General features: G+C 47.8%; 8 protein-coding genes. All 8 read left to right on the plus strand.

Annotated features, from left to right (window positions below):
- Window positions 1-78: 78 nt before the first annotated feature.
- The 8 genes from ACUN27_RS16290 (at window position 79) to ACUN27_RS16325 (ending at window position 17,236) form a co-directional block, all read left to right on the plus strand.
- A complete protein-coding gene (locus ACUN27_RS16290) occupies window positions 79-5,007 on the plus strand; it encodes a chondroitinase-B domain-containing protein (protein ID WP_326060007.1) in 4,929 nt (1,642 codons plus the stop codon).
- A gap of 120 nt (window positions 5,008-5,127) precedes the next feature.
- Window positions 5,128-6,255: an alginate lyase family protein gene (locus tag ACUN27_RS16295; protein ID WP_315950879.1), complete on the plus strand. Its 1,128-nt coding sequence runs from the start codon at window positions 5,128-5,130 to the stop codon at window positions 6,253-6,255.
- Window positions 6,256-6,340: 85 nt separating this feature from the next.
- The gene (locus ACUN27_RS16300; RefSeq protein ID WP_315950878.1) at window positions 6,341-8,665 is read left to right on the plus strand and encodes a helix-turn-helix domain-containing protein; all 2,325 of its coding nucleotides are present in this window, start codon (window positions 6,341-6,343) and stop codon (window positions 8,663-8,665) included.
- A 205-nt stretch (window positions 8,666-8,870) separates the two neighbouring features.
- Window positions 8,871-10,511, plus strand: a complete 1,641-nt coding sequence (locus ACUN27_RS16305) for an ABC transporter substrate-binding protein (protein ID WP_326060005.1) — start codon at window positions 8,871-8,873, stop codon at window positions 10,509-10,511.
- Window positions 10,512-10,626: 115 nt separating this feature from the next.
- Window positions 10,627-11,559 (plus strand): ABC transporter permease, encoded by a 933-nt coding sequence (locus tag ACUN27_RS16310; RefSeq protein ID WP_315951495.1) that lies wholly within the window; start codon window positions 10,627-10,629, stop codon window positions 11,557-11,559.
- 19 nt (window positions 11,560-11,578) lie between these two features.
- Complete coding sequence (locus tag ACUN27_RS16315) at window positions 11,579-12,457, plus strand: carbohydrate ABC transporter permease (protein WP_315950876.1); 879 nt, start codon at window positions 11,579-11,581, stop codon at window positions 12,455-12,457.
- 15 nt (window positions 12,458-12,472) lie between these two features.
- Window positions 12,473-14,716, plus strand: a complete 2,244-nt coding sequence (locus ACUN27_RS16320) for a glycosyl hydrolase family 95 catalytic domain-containing protein (RefSeq protein ID WP_445559200.1) — start codon at window positions 12,473-12,475, stop codon at window positions 14,714-14,716.
- Window positions 14,717-14,962: 246 nt separating this feature from the next.
- Window positions 14,963-17,236, plus strand: a complete 2,274-nt coding sequence (locus tag ACUN27_RS16325) for a chondroitinase-B domain-containing protein (protein ID WP_445560631.1) — start codon at window positions 14,963-14,965, stop codon at window positions 17,234-17,236.
- Window positions 17,237-17,244 lie beyond the last annotated feature (8 nt).

A 17,244-nucleotide genomic window follows, 5' to 3' on the forward strand; every position in this document is an offset into this window, starting at 1 on the left:
GTGTGTATTGGCTTTCACGCTAGTCAGCATCAACTTTGATGCCTAAAAGATCCATGATGATGAAGGGGTGATGTAAATTTGAACAAGGTATTCAAAGTTTCTTGGAAGCGAAAGATCAGCTTGATTCTCTCAGCAACTTTGATTTTCACAAGTTTGCCAGCAGGTTTCTCCAAAGCCGCTGCGATAGGTGAAGCGACCGGGACACCTGGTGGTGTCGATGCCAACTTGCTGAAATTGTGGCTGAAAGCGGATCCATCGAGTATGACACTAAATGGAAATGGTGAGGTGACGAAATGGAAGGATAGCAGTCCGCAAGGGAACGATTTCCTCAACGACGGGACGGTCGGAGACAAGAGTCCGCGGACGAAACCAAAGTATGTGGCATCCAATCCATCACTGAATTTCCAACCGTCGGTCCAATTCATCCGTTCAGGCAACGGAAGTCTTTTATTGGATAAAGACGGCTTATTTGCTCAGAATGAAGCCGTTGAACGGGCAAGTGCTTATGTGGTTGCAGGCGGGATCACATTATCCAATCAGACCTCGCAAATTTTCTATGAAAATTTACAAGGGACAGGAAAGTTCGGGGCTTATATTCCTTTCTTTTCAAGTACCTCACAAATCCTATGGGATTCGGGTTCTGTCACATCGGGTAATCCACGGCAAACAACGGGTTATTCAGTTCCGCCTCTTTCCTACAACAGCTGGGGCTTTCAGTATGAATCACGTCCATCTGTTACAAATAACGTCTATCAAGCCATTACTTTAGATGGGCAAACGATTGCAACATCGTCTCAGGCTCGACTTGCGATGGTTGGCAACGGAAGTAACCCGATGTCCCTCGGTTCTGCTGTCACGGGGGGTTCTGGCTATGATGGACAAGTTGCTGAGATGATCGTTTTTGGCGATTCGCTAAGCAGCATCCAGCAAAATCAAGTGCAAACGTACATGGCCCTCAAGTTCGGAACGCCACTGAGAGGGAAGGATTATGTATCAGCCGGTTTGTCGCCTCAGGTTGTGTGGCCCACAGCGGCCAATGCGGATTTTGGCCATAACATCGCAGGCATTGTTCGAGATCAGCAAGGCGCATTGGCTCAAGAAGCAAGCCGAAGCAGTGAAGGACCGGCGGCATCTCAGGTCATCGTTAGTGCGAAAGGAGCTTTAACGGATAAGCAATATCTTCTATGGGGAGATAACGGAAGTACAGCGCCATCGGTTCCTTACGGAACGGGCTTCAAGCAGTCGGCGCGGATGTGGAAAGTCCAGAACACCGGCAATGTCGGGACGGTGCAAGTCGCTTTCCCGGAAGCCATGCTCCCGTTAGGCGGATTGCTATTAACCAGTACGAGCGGTGATTTCAGCGACGCGGTACCACATCCATTGGCTCCGGTGGAACTCCATGGAGGAGTCTATTATGCAGCGGATACGGAGCTGGCAGACGGATCCTTCTTCACCTTTGCCGAGAAAATGCCGGAAATCCAGCTTTCTAGCCTTGACGTTTGGGCAGGCGGCCAAAAGTTAGGGTTGAACATACCATTTTCACCTTCCAAGATGGGTGGGTATGAGGTCATTGTCCAACAGGATGCAAGTCCTGTTCGGTTTGAGATGCAAGCTGGCGCAGGTATTTCGACGACAGTGAATCTGACGAACAACAATGGCATGAATCAGCCGGTGAGTGATTTTGCCAATGTGCCGCTTGCACCCGGCGTGAATAAAATTAATATTCGTTTGTCAAGTGGAGATTCAACGAATACTTATACACTTCAGGCCTATAGGCTATCCGCCAAAGGAACAAACGGTCAAATACCATTGAACGCAAGCACGGTTACCGCCAGTTCTTATCAGCCGAACACCACGAATATTCCCGCGAATGTGGTGGACGGGATTTGGGATAATGATGTCCGCTGGTCCGCTTCGGGACAAGGGGAGTGGCTGCAGTTCGATTTAGGGCAACCAGAGAAGGTCACCTATTTAAATATTGCTTTCTTGAATGCGCTCGATCGTCAAACTAATTTTGAAATTATTGGTTCGAATCAAGCGGATTTCCAGAATCCGACCGTTTTGCTTCCCAAGCGGTCAAGCCGTGTTCTAAAGGTCGGGGATGATATCCTTCAACCTTATGTGCTGAGTAATCCGGCATCCGTACGGTATTTGCGGCTGGTCGGATACGGCAATACAGCTTCGGGAAGCTCGGGCAATTGGAATAGTATAACGGAAGTTGAACTTTACACAGGTACTGCGCCTGATGTCGAGGAGCCCACTGTACCTAGCGGGCCGCCGCAAGCAGGTGATAAGCCGGTGGAACCGCTTCCTCCTGTTCAAGTGGTGAAAGTCAGCTCTTCGGATGACTTGCAGGTTGCGCTGGATCAGGCTGCGAAAGGGATGACGATTGAATTACAAAACGGTACTTATCAGCAAAAGGGACCATTCGTAGTGAAGGATATAAAAGGTACAGCCGCGCTGCCGATACGAATTATTGCTGCGGAGCAAGGCAAGGCAGTTATTGCCGGTGACAGCTACATGCATATCGAAAACTCCGAATACGTCGAAGTTGAGGGTCTCACCTTTCACTCGGGCGGCGGATCGGAACATGGTGAGGATACACTGCGGAGCAGAGCAGTCCCCGAAGAAAGAATTGCCAGTATGAGTGGCGTGCATCCAGGGGTGCAGCTGTACGATTCCAGCAATATCACAATTTTGCGAAATACATTTGCTTTGGATGAAACAGGTCAGAAATACCGTTTTACGAAGGTTGAGAATAACGTCAGCAAACAAATCTGGTGTGTCATCGGTGTGGAAAATAGCTGCCGTTACGGTGCCAATTATGACCCTAATGGAGCCGTCTACACGGGGGAAACATCACATTCGCCGAACACGGCACTGCTCACAGACAGCGGGACTGACCGGCATTATATTCGGGTTGAGGGGACGAGCAGTCACAACCGTATCGCCTATAATGATATCGGACCGAAGACAGGCTTTGGAGCAGTGATTACTTATGACGGTAAGGACGCGGTTTCACAATATGATGTGATTGAATACAATCACTTTCATGATATCGGTCCGCGAGTGAGCAATGGCTTGGAAGCGATCCGCTTAGGGCTTTCCGGATTATCATTGGCTCCTGGGCACGTTACGGTTCAATACAATTTGTTCGACGGGTTGAACGGGGAGGACGAAATCGTCTCGGTGAAAAGCAGTGACAACACAATCCGTTATAACACCGTCCTCAATTCTTATGGAGGAATGGTTGCCCGTCACGGTCATCGCAACAGCTTTTATGGCAACTTCATCATCGCGGATGGCAAGAAAGCAGGTACTAGCGGATTCCGCATTTATGGAAATAATCACCAAATTTATAATAACTACATGGAAGGGCTTACGGATGATGCGGTTCAGCTGGATGGAGGAACGGAAGACGCCGGGCCGGATGGGGGCACGAATCCGATCATCCGTTGGGGCACAGGTGCGAACGATTTCGCTGAGCTGAAGAGCCTTACGCCGGAAAGGCAGCAGGAGCTGCTGCGCGGGCATTGGAGACAATACGATGTACAGATTTATAACAATACCTTCGTAAATTTAAGTAATAAAGCATCGGCGGTAAAAATTGCACAGCGCACGTTCCAGCCGACGGGAACACAAATTTATAACAATTTGATTTTCAGTAACGCAGGGACTATTTTCAATGAGACAAAAGATATTACAGATGCAGGCCGGCCAACGTATGTCGGCAATATGGCCGATGGGATTGCTGCGGTGGCAGCGAATGCAACGGTTGTAAGCGCCACTTACAAAGGCGATCTGAAACTAATTCGCGGCAGCGACGGATTAATCCGTATATCGCCGCTAAGTCCTGCGGTTGATGCGGCAAAAGGTCAGTATATCGCTTCAGACGATATGGACGGTCAAAGACGGATACACACCGCTGATGTTGGTAGCGACGAGTACGAACCGTCGAGTGATTTGACACATCGGCCCCTTACTGCAGCGGATGTTGGACCTGCGGCTGGACAGAATCAGCCAGTGGAAGAAGTGACGCCAGAATTGAGCAGCTTGCAGCTTAGCTCGAATTTAACATTCGCGCCTGCCTTTCGCCCGGAAGTCACTTATTATACAGTGATGCTCCCAACGGGAATAAGCAACTTGAAAATGACACCAACATCGGCAAGTCAATTTGCTGAGATTCAAGTGAGCGTTGACGGCACAGTACGGCAAACCGTTCGCAGCGGCAGCGAAAGCGAACCGCTTGCCATTGCCGGGACTGGCAGTGTTGTACTAATCGATGTGTCGTTGCCAACCGGCGTTCATAAGACGTATAGCATTATGGTGCAGCGACCATCAAGCAGCAGCTCGTCATCGAGGAACTCTTCATCCGGTAATAGCTCGGCACCTGCGCCAGCGCCTTTACCGAATCCAGTTCCTGAACCGGCTAACCCGCTGCCTGTAAATCCTTCGCCAACCGCGCCGTCGCAGGAATCTTTTGCGGATGTGTCGAAACATTGGGCATCGGAAGAAATTTCTCGCGCTGCTGCCAAAGGCATCGTGAACGGTTACGCGGACGGAAGCTTCAAACCTGACGAACCGATGACAAGATTACAATTCGCTGCTATGCTGGTACGAGCATTAGGTTTGAAGGCGGAACCTTCGAAACGGACATTCTCCGATCAAGCGGATATTCCGGCATGGGCGGAGGGAGAACTGGGCGCAGCGCTGGCAGCTGGGATTCTGCAGGGATATGAAGACCAGTCACTACGTCCCAATGCATCCATTAACCGGACGGAAATGGTTGTTATGCTTGTAAGGGCCTATTCTCCAAAAGAGGAGGGGGCACTTTCAACCAAGTTTAATGACAGTTCTCGGATTCCAGCATGGGCATTGCCAGCGGTTTCGCGAGCGGTTTCCTTAGGGCTTATAAACGGTCGGGAGAATCAAACTTTTGAGCCGTTTGTTACCGCTACAAGGGCGGAAGCCGTTACAGTCGTCATGCGTATGTTGAATCGGCAGTAGTTTTGTGGTTTCTGCAATAAACGGCACATGGTATGCAGCAGATTTGGTTTCCTGGAGTTCAGGGGCCGATCTGCTGCATTTGGTGCTTTATATAATTTGAATAAAAAGGAGCTTGAGTGTATGCGAGGAAACTGCCAAGTAAACAGAGAGAATTGGGGTCAATATTTGGATTTGGAAGCGATCGTTCAAGAGGCTGAAGCTGCACTGACTTCTCCAAATGTACATATAACAGAAGCGATAGCGCTGCAAAGCCCCGGGAGTGCGCACGATTATTATTCAAACGGAGATTATTGGTGGCCAAATCCAAACACGCCGGATGGGTTGCCTTATGTTCGCCGTGACGGTGAAAGCAATCCGGATAATTTCCAAGAACATCGAATTTTGCTTAGACGTATGCGGTCCTTGGTTGCTTGTTTGACTTCCGCTTACCGCATAACGGGGGAGCAGAAGTATGCAGCGAAAGCTGTGGGGCTGTTAGAAGCATTTTTTGTAGATAAGAATACGCGAATGAATCCGCACCTGCTTTATGCACAAGCGATTCCTGGTATTTGCAACGGACGAGGGATCGGCGTCATCGATACGCTGCATTTGATTGATGTGGCGGCAGCTGTACACGTGCTGAATAGTGAAGATACCTCCTTACCTGATAAACAGGTCTTACATGAGGTTACTCTCTGGTTCGCAGATTATTTGCAATGGATGAACGAGCACCCGCAAGGGGTGGAAGAACGAAATGAACCCAACAATCACGGGATTTGTTGGTTCGTTCAGGCTGCTGCTTTCGCAAAGTTGACTGGTCATCATGGTATGCTGGATTATTGCAGAGAAGCATACAAGAGCCGATTGCTCGCGGAGCAGATGGATCTCGATGGCAGTTTTCCAAGGGAGTTGTCACGAACGAAGCCCTATGCGTATTCTCTGTTCACGTTGGATAATTTTGTTACTCTTACTCATATCCTCGCCACACCGGAAGATAACCTTTGGGAATTCCAACTTCCTGATGGGCGAGGCGTACAGAAGGGAATCCAATTTCTCCTGCCGTATCTGGAAAATAAATCATTGTGGCCTTATGGGGCTGATGTCGAATATGAGAAAGATTGGCCGGCCGCTATGCCTTTCTTGCTGTTTACCGGGCTTGCAAATGATTCTGATAGGCTGCTTGCCTTATGGAGAACGCTTGAGCATAACCCGCAGCAGGCCGAAGTCAGACGGAATATAGCGATCCGGCAACCGCTGCTTTGGATATGAGTTGTCATATCGGCAAGACGGTTCCACAAATTTTCGTTATAATAAATGAAAGCAGTTACATCATGGCGATAAGGGGTTAGTGCTAATGAAGTTTAATCGGATCCGGTTCAATAAACGCAGTGTCATCGTTACTTGGCTTACCTCTTATATTTCGGTTCTTCTCGTTCCGATTATCATTAGCGGAATTTTATATGCGGCTTCCTGGCATGTGGTCGAATCGGAGGTGAATCGCGCCAACAATAACGCACTGAAGCAGATGGAATTGGCAATCGACAACAGCCTGGGCGGTATTGAGCGATTGAGTTTGGAAATTTCGCTTAATAAACAAGTGAATGCTTTTATCAATACATCACAGCCGCTCACGGATAACGATTATTACGATTTAGTCACAATATCCAATGATTTGCGGATTTACCAGACAGCTAATGAGTTTATTGAACAAATTTATCTGTATTACAAAAATAGCGACACGGTCATATCCACGCGCAATCGGACAGATAGCCGCCAACTGTTTCAAATGCTGGACGGACAGACCCTCAAAGGTTATGAGGCGTGGAAGACGTATTTGGATAAACGCTACATCCAGGAATATACCCCCGTTACGATAACGGAGGATGAGAATGCCTATAAAGCCGTTCTCTTTGCCAAATCGGTTACGTTGGCGAATCGGGATCAGCCCGGAGCTGTGCTCCTGTTTGTTATGAGAGATTCCAAGCTGCTCGCCAATATCCCGCCATCCGAAGCAACGTCGGTAGCGGTGCTCGATAAAGAAAATCGATTAGTTGCTTCCAGTGGCCTTGAGCAAAGCCCTGACTTTCTCACCTATGACAAGTTTACGGGTGAAAATGGGCTATTTTATGGGGATGTAGCAAATAAACAAGTTGCTGTATCGTATACAACCTCGGCCAGGACAGGATGGAAGTACATGTCGATGATTCCTGCCGAGCGCTTTGACGATAAGATGAAGTATATGAAAAGCTTGGTCTATGCAAGCATTATTCTTAGTCTTCTTCTGGGAGGGCTGGTTACATTCTTGTTCCTGCGCAAAAATTACAATCCGATTCATCACCTCATTCGAAGTTTCTCGATGAAAGCAGGAATTTCATTTGCGGAGGGGACGAATGAATACGGTTTTTTGCAAGATGCGCTCAATAATACGTTTGCGGAGAAAGAGCAGGTGGACCGCCGGCTGCACCAGCATCGGGACGCCATTCGCTCCCATTTCTTGCAGGGGCTGCTGAAGGGCAATTTAGAGCAGGACATCCCTGTGCATGAATCGCTTTCGGCTCATGATATTCGGCTGGATTCCCCGCATTTTGCCGTGATTTTGTTCCACATCGATCATTTCGGCAAATTTCAGGAAGATGTCGCCATTGATCCGCAGAAAGTAAAATTGATGCAATTCATTCTTATGAATGTGGTAGAAGAAGTGATTGGCCTTCAGAACCGGGGCTTCACGACGGAAATTGACGATATGCAAGCTTGTATTTTTAATTTTGGATCCCAAGAGCCGGATACAGATGAGCTGCGCCGAGTTGCTGAATCGGTGAAACTATTCCTGCTTGATCATTTTCATGTGCATTTGACGGTGTCGATCAGTTCCATACATGAAGATCTGTTTGGTATTGCCGAAGCGTATCAAGAAGCTCTGTCAGCGATGGCTTATCGGCTTGTCAAAGGAAGCGGAGCGATCATTCGTTACGACGAATTACCGAGCTCCGAGGCTGTCCGGCAGGCTGGAAATTATTATTATCCGCTGCACGTGGAGCAGCAATTGATTAATTTCGTCAAGACTGGCGATTATGAGAAATCGAGCACGATCATTGAGCAAATTATTGAAACAAATGGTTCTAATTCCGTTTTGTCGGTGCCACTTGGCAAATGTCTGATGTTCGATCTTGCTAGTACAATGCTGAAAACAATGAATGAGATGGGTTCGCAAGGGAATAAAAAGTCCTTTATGGAACAATTCAACCCTGTCGAACGGTTATCCGAATGTGAAACTATAAAAGAAATGAAAAGAGAAATTCTTTCGATCCTCGAACAGGTCTGTGAGTCCATTCAAGCCGATCGTAAGCAGGAGTATAGTCCGCTAGGCGATCTGGTTAGCGCTTATGTGAAGGCCAACTATGCTGAAGAAAATTTGAACATTTCAATGATTGGAGAGAAATTTGGCATCACGCCTTCTTATCTATCCAAACAATTTAAAGCTCAAACCGGTGATGCTCTTCTTGATTTCATAAGCCGTACACGTTTGGAAGAGGCCAAAAAGCTGCTAACCGAACAACCGTTATCGATTATGGAAATTGCACGAAAGGTCGGGTACAACGATATCAATACGTTTAACCGGACGTTTAAGAAATTCGAGGGCATCACACCAGGGAAATACAAAGAACTGAAACCATTGTGATCTGATTTATGAAAGTCGTACAAGCTTGCTTGGGCGGCTTTTCATTTTTTGCATAGTGATTTTGGATTCTGATGATTGCCTTTTACGGATTTTAAAGGGGGATTTGCAGTTTTGACGATATTCAAAATGGCGGTCTACCCTCCATACTTAAGCCATGGTGCTGCAAGACGAGAATCAGCACTAGATGATACGAGGGGGATTACCTATGAGGAAACATTCCAAAAGAAAGTCAATTAGCATCGCGCTAAGCGTTGTAGTAGCTTCCAGCATGTTCGTTGCCTGTTCCAAAGTGAATACGGGGGCGCCAAGTGAAACAGGAACTGCGAAAACGACGGCAACGCCGTCAACCGCAGCTGGCCAATATCCGATTAGCACACAGGAAACATTAACTTCTTGGGAACAGATCGACACGAACCTGGCGTCATTCGTCCCTAACTTGGCTGAATCGCCATTCGGTAAGCGGTTAGAGAGCGAAACAGGGGTTAAGGTGAAATATACGCACCCGGCAGACGGTCAATCGAAGGACCAATTCAACCTGTTGATCGCATCGAACAATTTACCGGATGTCATTGAATACAATTGGGGCGGCGGCGGAGCGGCAGCCTATCCGGGTGGACCAGAGAAAGCCATTACGGACAAGGTTATTTTACCTCTGAACGATTTGATCGATAAAAATGCTCCTAATTTAAAGAAACTGCTTCAGCAGGATAAAGAGCTGGATAAAATGATCAAGACGGACAATGGCACCTATTACGCATTTCCTATGATTCGCCCCGACAACGGATTGGTATTCAGAGGACCGATGATCCGCAAAGACTGGTTGGATGAGTTGAACCTTCAAGTACCTACGACAATCGACGAATGGTATACGGTGCTCAAGGCGTTCAAGGAGAAAAAAGGGGCAACCGCACCATTTTCAGCGCAATACAGCAATGAATTGAATATCCAAGATGCCTTTATTGGCGCTTACAAAACAGCAAACCGTTTCTATATCGACGATCAGGGCAAAGTGAAATACGGCCCTACGGATCCTCAATTCAAGGATGCACTGGCTTTGCTGCACAAATGGTATGCCGAAGGATTGCTGGATAAAGACTTTGCGCTTAACACGGACTCCAAGTCGCTGGATACCAAATTGATGAGTGATGCGTCTGGTGCAACAGTCGGCTTATTAAGCGGAGGTATGGGCAGATGGATGGATACCGGTAAGAAGAAAAATCCGAAATTCCAGCTCGTTGCCGCTCCATATCCTACGTTGAATAAAGGTGAGCGCGCTTTCATCGGCCAACGTGACTTCAAATATAATCCTGCTGCAAGCAAGGCGGTTTCCGGGGATTCCAAACATGCGGAACTTGCCGTCAAATGGATGGATTACGCCTATAGCTCAAAAGGCAGCATGCTCTTCAATTTCGGTATTGAAGGCGAAAGCTACACCATGGATAACGGCGTCCCTAAATTTTCTGAAAAAATCACGAAAGATCCGAAATATAACTTGCAGCAAATGGTTTCCCAGTACACGAAGCCGAACGGTCCATTCCTGGGCGATAGCCGGAAAAGTTTCAATACGTTCAAAGAACAAGATGAAGCGATCAAAATTTGGGAACAAACGGACGCTGTCAAGCACGTGATGCCGCTCTTCTTGACGCCGACAGCGGAGGAAAGTAAAGAACTGGCCAAATTAAACACGGCGATTACGAGTTACAAAGAAGAGATGTTCGTCAAATTTGTAATGGGCAAAGAGCCGATCGACAAATTCGATCATTATGTGAAGCGGATCAAAGAGATGGGAATCGACAAGGTCACCCAAATCTATCAAGGCGCTCTGGATCGATACAATAAGCGATAATTAGTCTGCGGCCATGCTGGCGGAGGAAGGGACATTGCGTTCCGTCCTTCGGCCTAGCAGCGCCAAGGATGGAGAGGGTGATGCTATGAACACCATGATTTCCAAAACCAAACCGATGACAACCCTTGGAGAAAAAAGGAAATTGAACTTCGGCATTTTTCTGGATATTCGTAAAAACAAACTGCTTTATGTGATGCTGCTCCCTGTTCTGCTTTACTATATTGTATTCCACTATGCACCCATGTATGGTGCCATGATCGCATTTAAGGATTTCTCCCCGAGACTTGGCATTTGGGGCAGCGATTGGGTCGGATTCGAGCATTTCCGTGAATTCTTTACGGGCCCTTATTTCTGGAGAACGATCAAGAATACGGTTCTGATCAGCTTCTATCAGTTGTTATTCGGATTCCCGGCTCCAATTGTCCTGGCACTTTTGTTGAATGAATTAAAACATGCTTTGTTTAAAAGAACTGTGCAAACGATAACGTACATGCCTCATTTTATTTCATTAATTGTCATTTGCGGGATTCTCAAAGACTTCACTTCGAGTGAAGGGGTGATCAACGATATTGTCGCTTTCTTCGGCGGAGAGCGCGTGACCTTTTTGCTCGAACCCAGCTTGTTCCGTACGGTGTATGTATCGTCAGGCATCTGGCAAAATATCGGTTGGGGGACAATCATTTTCTTAGCCGCTTTAACCGGGATCGACCAAGAGCAGTACGAAGCAGCCAAAATCGACGGCGCTGGACGCTGGAAGCAAATGACGCATGTCACCTTACCGGGACTTATGCCAACGATCATTATTCTGCTTATCCTCGATATCGGCCGTATGATGAATGTCGGGTTTGAGAAAATCATTTTGCTGTATAATCCGGGTACTTATGAAACAGCTGACGTGATTTCCTCGTATGTCTATCGCGTTGGTCTGCAAGATTTCAATTACAGCTTCAGTTCAGCGGTGGGCTTGTTTAACTCGGTCATCAATTTTGTCCTGCTCATTTCATCCAACTGGTTAAGCCGCAAATTTAACGATACGAGCTTGTGGTAAAAAGGAGAGAGAGATCATCATGCTGAACAAAGCGAGCTTCTCTGAGAAATGTTTCGATTATATCAATACGGTGCTGCTGCTCTTGCTAATGATCCTTACTGTATATCCGCTGCTTTATGTGGCGTTTGCTTCCGTCAGTGACGCCGGAAGCCTGATGGGGCACAAAGGCATCTTATGGCGTCCCATTGGTTTCTCGCTTGATGCCTATACGAATGTCTTCCGCAATCCGATGATCTTAAAAGGCTATGGAAATACATTATTTGTCGTACTGATGGGCTTGGCGCTTAATATTACTCTGACCTCATTCGGAGCTTACGCTCTTTCGCGCAAGAGCTTGCAATACCGCAAGCCGCTGATGTTATTCATCATCTTCACCATGTTCTTTAGCGGAGGGTTGATTCCGCTCTACTTGACGGTCAAGGGAGTGGGACTTGTTGATTCCCTGTGGGCGCTTATCATTCCACAGGCTATTAATACGTTCAACTTGATTCTGATGAAGACCGCATTCGAAGCTATACCCGATGCGCTGGAGGAGTCGGCCAAAATGGACGGAGCGAATGATTTCGTCATTTTATTCCGAATCGTTCTGCCGCTTTCGATGCCCGTGATTGCCGTGATGCTGCTGTATTACGGTGTGAGTCATTGGAACTCCTGGTTCAATGCGATGATTTTTCTGCAGGAGCGTTCGCTCTACCCGCTGCAATTAGTGCTCAGGGAAATCCTGCTGCAAGGGGAAGCCAATGCGAACACAGGCGCTTCAGACGGGGATGCGGCAATGCTTGCCGCTACGTTGAAGTATGCAACGATTATCGTTGCGACAGTTCCGATTTTGTTCGTTTATCCATTTTTGCAGAAATATTTCGTCAAAGGTGCTCTTATTGGTGCCATCAAGGGATAAAGGAGGAGACTTGGCGTGAAAGAAAGCAAGGGCTCGGCGATTCACATGGAGGTAGATTGGGAGCGTTTCATGTCAGCCAACGATATGGAATGGGTAGTAAAGCCGGTTAGCTGGGATGAAGGGGCATTCCTTGGCAACGGATTACTGGGTACGATGGTTTATGGCGAGGAACATGCCAGCAAACGGCATGTGCTCCGCATGGTTACCGGCCGTACGGATGTGACGGCAAATCGGGTGGACAAACCGGGGTTTCCTCCTCGTGTTCCGCTCGGCGAGCTGGATCTGGAATTGGCAGGAAGAATCTATCATCCGACACATATGCGGGTTAGCTTGTGGAATGCTGAATTACTAGCTACGCTTACGACAACGAGCGGAGAGGTTAAACTTCGCTCGCTTGTACATAGTCTCTATCCGGTGATAGCTGTAGAGATTGAGACAACACCCGGGGAAAGCGCCGCCCGATGTGCTTGGTATGCCTATCCGGAAGTTGACCCTATACTGAAAAATGCAGACGGCGTGAATTTAAATCAATATATACCTTCGACGGAAGTGGAACACACGGAAGTAGCGGACGGAATCCATGTGTGCACCCAGCGCTATTCGGGTGAAGATGGCTGCGTGACCGCTTGGAAGGATGTACAGATTACTCCGAATCGCCGCATCTGTTGGCTTTCCGTAGCCAATGGGCACAATGAATCAGCGGTTGCCGAAGCGGTAGAGGCTGTGGCGCAGGCATCAGCAGCCAATTTTGAAGAGTGGGTGCAGGCCCACCGTGCTTGGTGGCACCAGTATTATCGTCAAAGCTTCGTTTCACTGCCGGATGGTCGTCTGGAAAGCTTTTACTGGATTCAAATGTACAAATTGGCATCGGCAACCAGACCGGATAAGCCATTGATCGATAATCAAGGGCCATGGCTCACATCCACACCATGGCCAGGTGTTTGGTTCAATATGAACGTGCAGATGAGTTACTCGCCGGTTTATACAGCCAATCGTTTGCATATGGGAGAATCGCTGGTTCGTTCATTAACGGACAACTGGGACAATTTGATTCTGAATGTTCCGGAAGATTGCCGGCATGATTCGGCTGGATTAGGGCGCAGCTGCAGTTTTGATTTGAGGGCTCAAGTCGAGGATGAGGTCGGAAACTTGACTTGGATTAGTCATAGTATTTGGCGGCATTACCGATATGCCATGGATGAAAAGATGCTGGGAGAAGTCTTATTCCCGATTTTAAAACGCAGCGTGAACTATTATCGGCATTTGTTAGAGGAGGGGACAGACGGTTTCCTTCATTTGCCTCCGACAATTTCACCGGAATACGGCTCATTCATGCGCACCACCGTGCGGGATTGCCATTATGATGTATCCTTGCTCCGCTGGGGATGCGAGACATTGCTTCATATTAGTCAAAAGCTGGCGATGAAGGATCCATTGATCCAGGAATGGGAAGATATTCTGAAGAAGCTGGTTCCGCTGCCCGTCGATGAGACAGGTTTTATGGTTGGGCAAGACATGCCGCTTGCTTATGGGCATCGACATTTCAGCCACTTGCTGGCGATTTTTCCGCTGCATCTCGTTAGCGGTGATACGCAAGAGGAGTACGAATTAATCGCCACTTCTTTGCGTCATTGGCTGAGCAAAGAAGGAGATCTGCGGGGATTCAGTATGACTGGGGCGGCTTCAATTGCCGCTGTTCTTGGTTGGGGGGATGAGGCATGGCGATTGCTGCAATCGCTTTTGCTCATCATCAAGCCGAATACCATGTATAAGGAAGCAGGACCGGTGATCGAAACACCGCTGGCTGGCGCCGAGTCGATACACGATATGCTGCTTCAGAGCTGGGGCGGCAAGCTGCGTGTGCTTCCGGCGGTGCCGGAAGCTTGGACGGAGCTGGCGTTCCATGATTTGCGAGCAGAAGGAGCCTTCCTGGTCAGCGCTGTACGCAAAGAGGGCGTCACCCAGTGGATCCGAGTAAAAAGTTTGGCAGGAGAGCCATGTTTGGTCAAGACGGGGTGGAAGGGGCTTGTACGCTGGAACATTATTGGGAATGACAACAATGTTCGAGTGTCTGGTGAATCGTTTATCGACGATGAAATAGCACTGGATTTGCATGAAGATGAAGAAGTTATTCTTTTTATTGGCGAAGCAGTACCCGATCTGCGTGTGCAGCCTGTCCAAGGAACCGACAAGGTATCGCGTTATTTTGGAGGACATAAGCCGTGGAGACTTTACGGCTTTCACTCTGGCCGATTGTGAGTAGAGCGTTAATCGCCCGAGTATAGAACACTAGTAAAAGTGGATAGCATCCGCGTTTGCTGGTGTTTTTTTTTGAAAATAAAGGTCTTTTTTGGAAATTGAGGATGAGCAGTTGTGATTTTAATGATGGATTTGAGAAAGTGATGATTATCATGGCCAGGATTGGAGGGTAAGATTGACATTGAGTGCGCACTCAACTTAATAATGTAAGCGTTTTAATTATGAATTTGGAGAGGGTGTGTGTTAATGAAAGTAGGCCGTTTTCTATGGACTGTACTCCTGATATCCAGTTTATTGTTCATGATGGTACCTCAAGCCGGTTTCGCCATAGACACGAAATTGACGATTTCATCGTCGAATGTCACGGCAAGCGCTGATGATGGCAACGTTCCCGCTAATGTCGTGGATGGCAATTTGGCAACTCGCTGGTCAGCAAGTGGGGATGGGCAGTGGATTCAGTTTAAACTGGATGCCGATATGAGAGTCGCATTCCTTAAGATTGCTTTTTTAAACGGTGACACAAGAACGTCCACCTTCGATATCCAGACATCGGCTGACAATATCAGTTTTACAACCATTCAGGCGAATGTGACGAGCAGCTTAAGTGCAGCTTTGCAAACATTTGATTTTCCAGATGCATACCCCGTCCGTTATGTCCGTATTGTTGGTCACGGCAACTCGGTTAATGCCTGGAACAGCTATACCGAAGTGGAGATTTACGGAGATTCCTCAAGCGCTCCTTCTCTCAGCACCAAACTTTCAGTCCCAGGCTCAGCTCTGTCTGCTAGTTCGGATGACGGGAATGTTGCGGCAAATGTGGCAGATGGCAACCTGACGACCCGCTGGTCAGCGAATGGCGATGGACAATGGATCCGAATTGATTTGGGAACGAAATCAACCGTTGCTTATTTGAAAATGGCCTTCTTGAATGGCGATACGCGAACGTCCACTTTTGACATACAAACGTCCCAAGATGGCATTGCCTACACAACGATCCAGGCGAACGTAACGAGCAGCCTGAACGCTGGACTGCAAACCTTTGATTTTACAGATGCCGCCTTAAGCCGGTATGTACGAATTGTCGGTCACGGCAACTCCGTCAATGCCTGGAATAGCTATACCGAAGTCGAAGTTTATGGCTACGTGCCTGTATCGACAGCTAGTGAATTTGCGCTAGCGCTAAATGCTGCGGTTCCCGGTTCCACCATCATTTTGGCAAACGGTAATTACTCACAAACGAGTGAATTCGTTCTCAATGGTAAAAACGGCACAGCGTCCAGCCCAATCCGGATTAAGGCAGCTAATCAAGGTCAGGCCGTCATATCCGGAGGCGCCGCACTGCAAATAAAAAATAGTTCAAATGTCATCGTTGAAGGGCTAAAGTTTGCGAACTTGGGTAAAACAGGGCTCCTGTTAGATGGCTCTAATAACATTCGAGTTACTCGTAATAGTTTTGCCTTGCAGCCAACGGGCACAGGTTTAATCTGGCTGCAAGTCAGCGGCGTCAACAGCCATCATAACCGGATTGATCACAACGATTTCGGGCCAAAAAGCGATACGGAACCGCTCATCGCTTATCAAGGGGACAACAACGGGCATATCTCTCAGTATGATGTGATTGAATACAATTATTTTCATGGTATTGGACCATGGGTGGATAACGGCAAAGAAACGATCAGACTCGGCCTGTCCGGCATTTCCTTGTCCAACGGTTATAATACGATTCAGTACAATTTGTTCGAAAACTGCGACGGAGAGCCTGAAATCGTTTCTGTCAAAAGCAGCAGCAATACGGTGCGTTACAACACTTTTAAAACGTCAAAAGGAGGTCTGACTTCCAGACACGGGCATAACAACTCGTTTTATGGAAATTTCTTTCTTGGCGACGGGGTTGAGTCTGAAGAAGCGGGAATTCGTATTTATGGGAACGATCATAAAATCTATAATAACTACATGGAGAACCTGACAGAGGCAGCAATCTTCGTAGATAGCGGCAATTATGACGGCGGTACCGGGGGGTATCCGGCTAATCCGTCCGATGACGATTTGAGAGCGCAATGGAAAGTGTACCGAGCACAGATTATCAACAACACGATCGTGAATAGTACCACGGGCATCGTTATCGGGAATGCGGGCAAAACTTACGCTCCGCAAGACAGCACAATAGCCAACAACATCGTGAAGAACACAACCGGTACCCTTTACCAGGAAAATGTAACCAGTAACACCACTTTCCAAGGTAATATCGGGTTTGGCGGCACGTTAACCAATAACGGCTCTCGCACAGCAGCGCAGATTCGTTCGATTAATCCGTTATTCACAACTGTCAATGGTTTGCAAAAACTTTCGTCTACCAGTCCGGCAATCAATGCTGCCGTGGGCAGTTATCCATTTGTCACGGAGGACATGGACGGTGAAACACGTTTGACCGCAGATGTCGGAGCGGATGAGCAATCCGGAGGCTCCGTATTTGTCAATCATCCGTTATCTGTAGCGGAGGTAGGGCCTTTATCACCGTAATCGCGTTT

Source organism: Paenibacillus sp. WC2504 (genome assembly GCF_052682475.1).

What these genes read in the sequence shown, in the direction of transcription:
- ACUN27_RS16295 (WP_315950879.1), top strand. Translation starts at nt 5,128, where the DNA reads ATGCGAGGAAACTGCCAAGTAAACAGAGAGAATTGGGGTCAATATTTG.
- ACUN27_RS16300 (WP_315950878.1), top strand. Translation starts at nt 6,341, where the DNA reads ATGAAGTTTAATCGGATCCGGTTCAATAAACGCAGTGTCATCGTTACT.
- ACUN27_RS16305 (WP_326060005.1), top strand. Translation starts at nt 8,871, where the DNA reads ATGAGGAAACATTCCAAAAGAAAGTCAATTAGCATCGCGCTAAGCGTT.
- ACUN27_RS16310 (WP_315951495.1), top strand. Translation starts at nt 10,627, where the DNA reads ATGACAACCCTTGGAGAAAAAAGGAAATTGAACTTCGGCATTTTTCTG.
- ACUN27_RS16315 (WP_315950876.1), top strand. Translation starts at nt 11,579, where the DNA reads ATGCTGAACAAAGCGAGCTTCTCTGAGAAATGTTTCGATTATATCAAT.
- ACUN27_RS16325 (WP_445560631.1), top strand. Translation starts at nt 14,963, where the DNA reads ATGAAAGTAGGCCGTTTTCTATGGACTGTACTCCTGATATCCAGTTTA.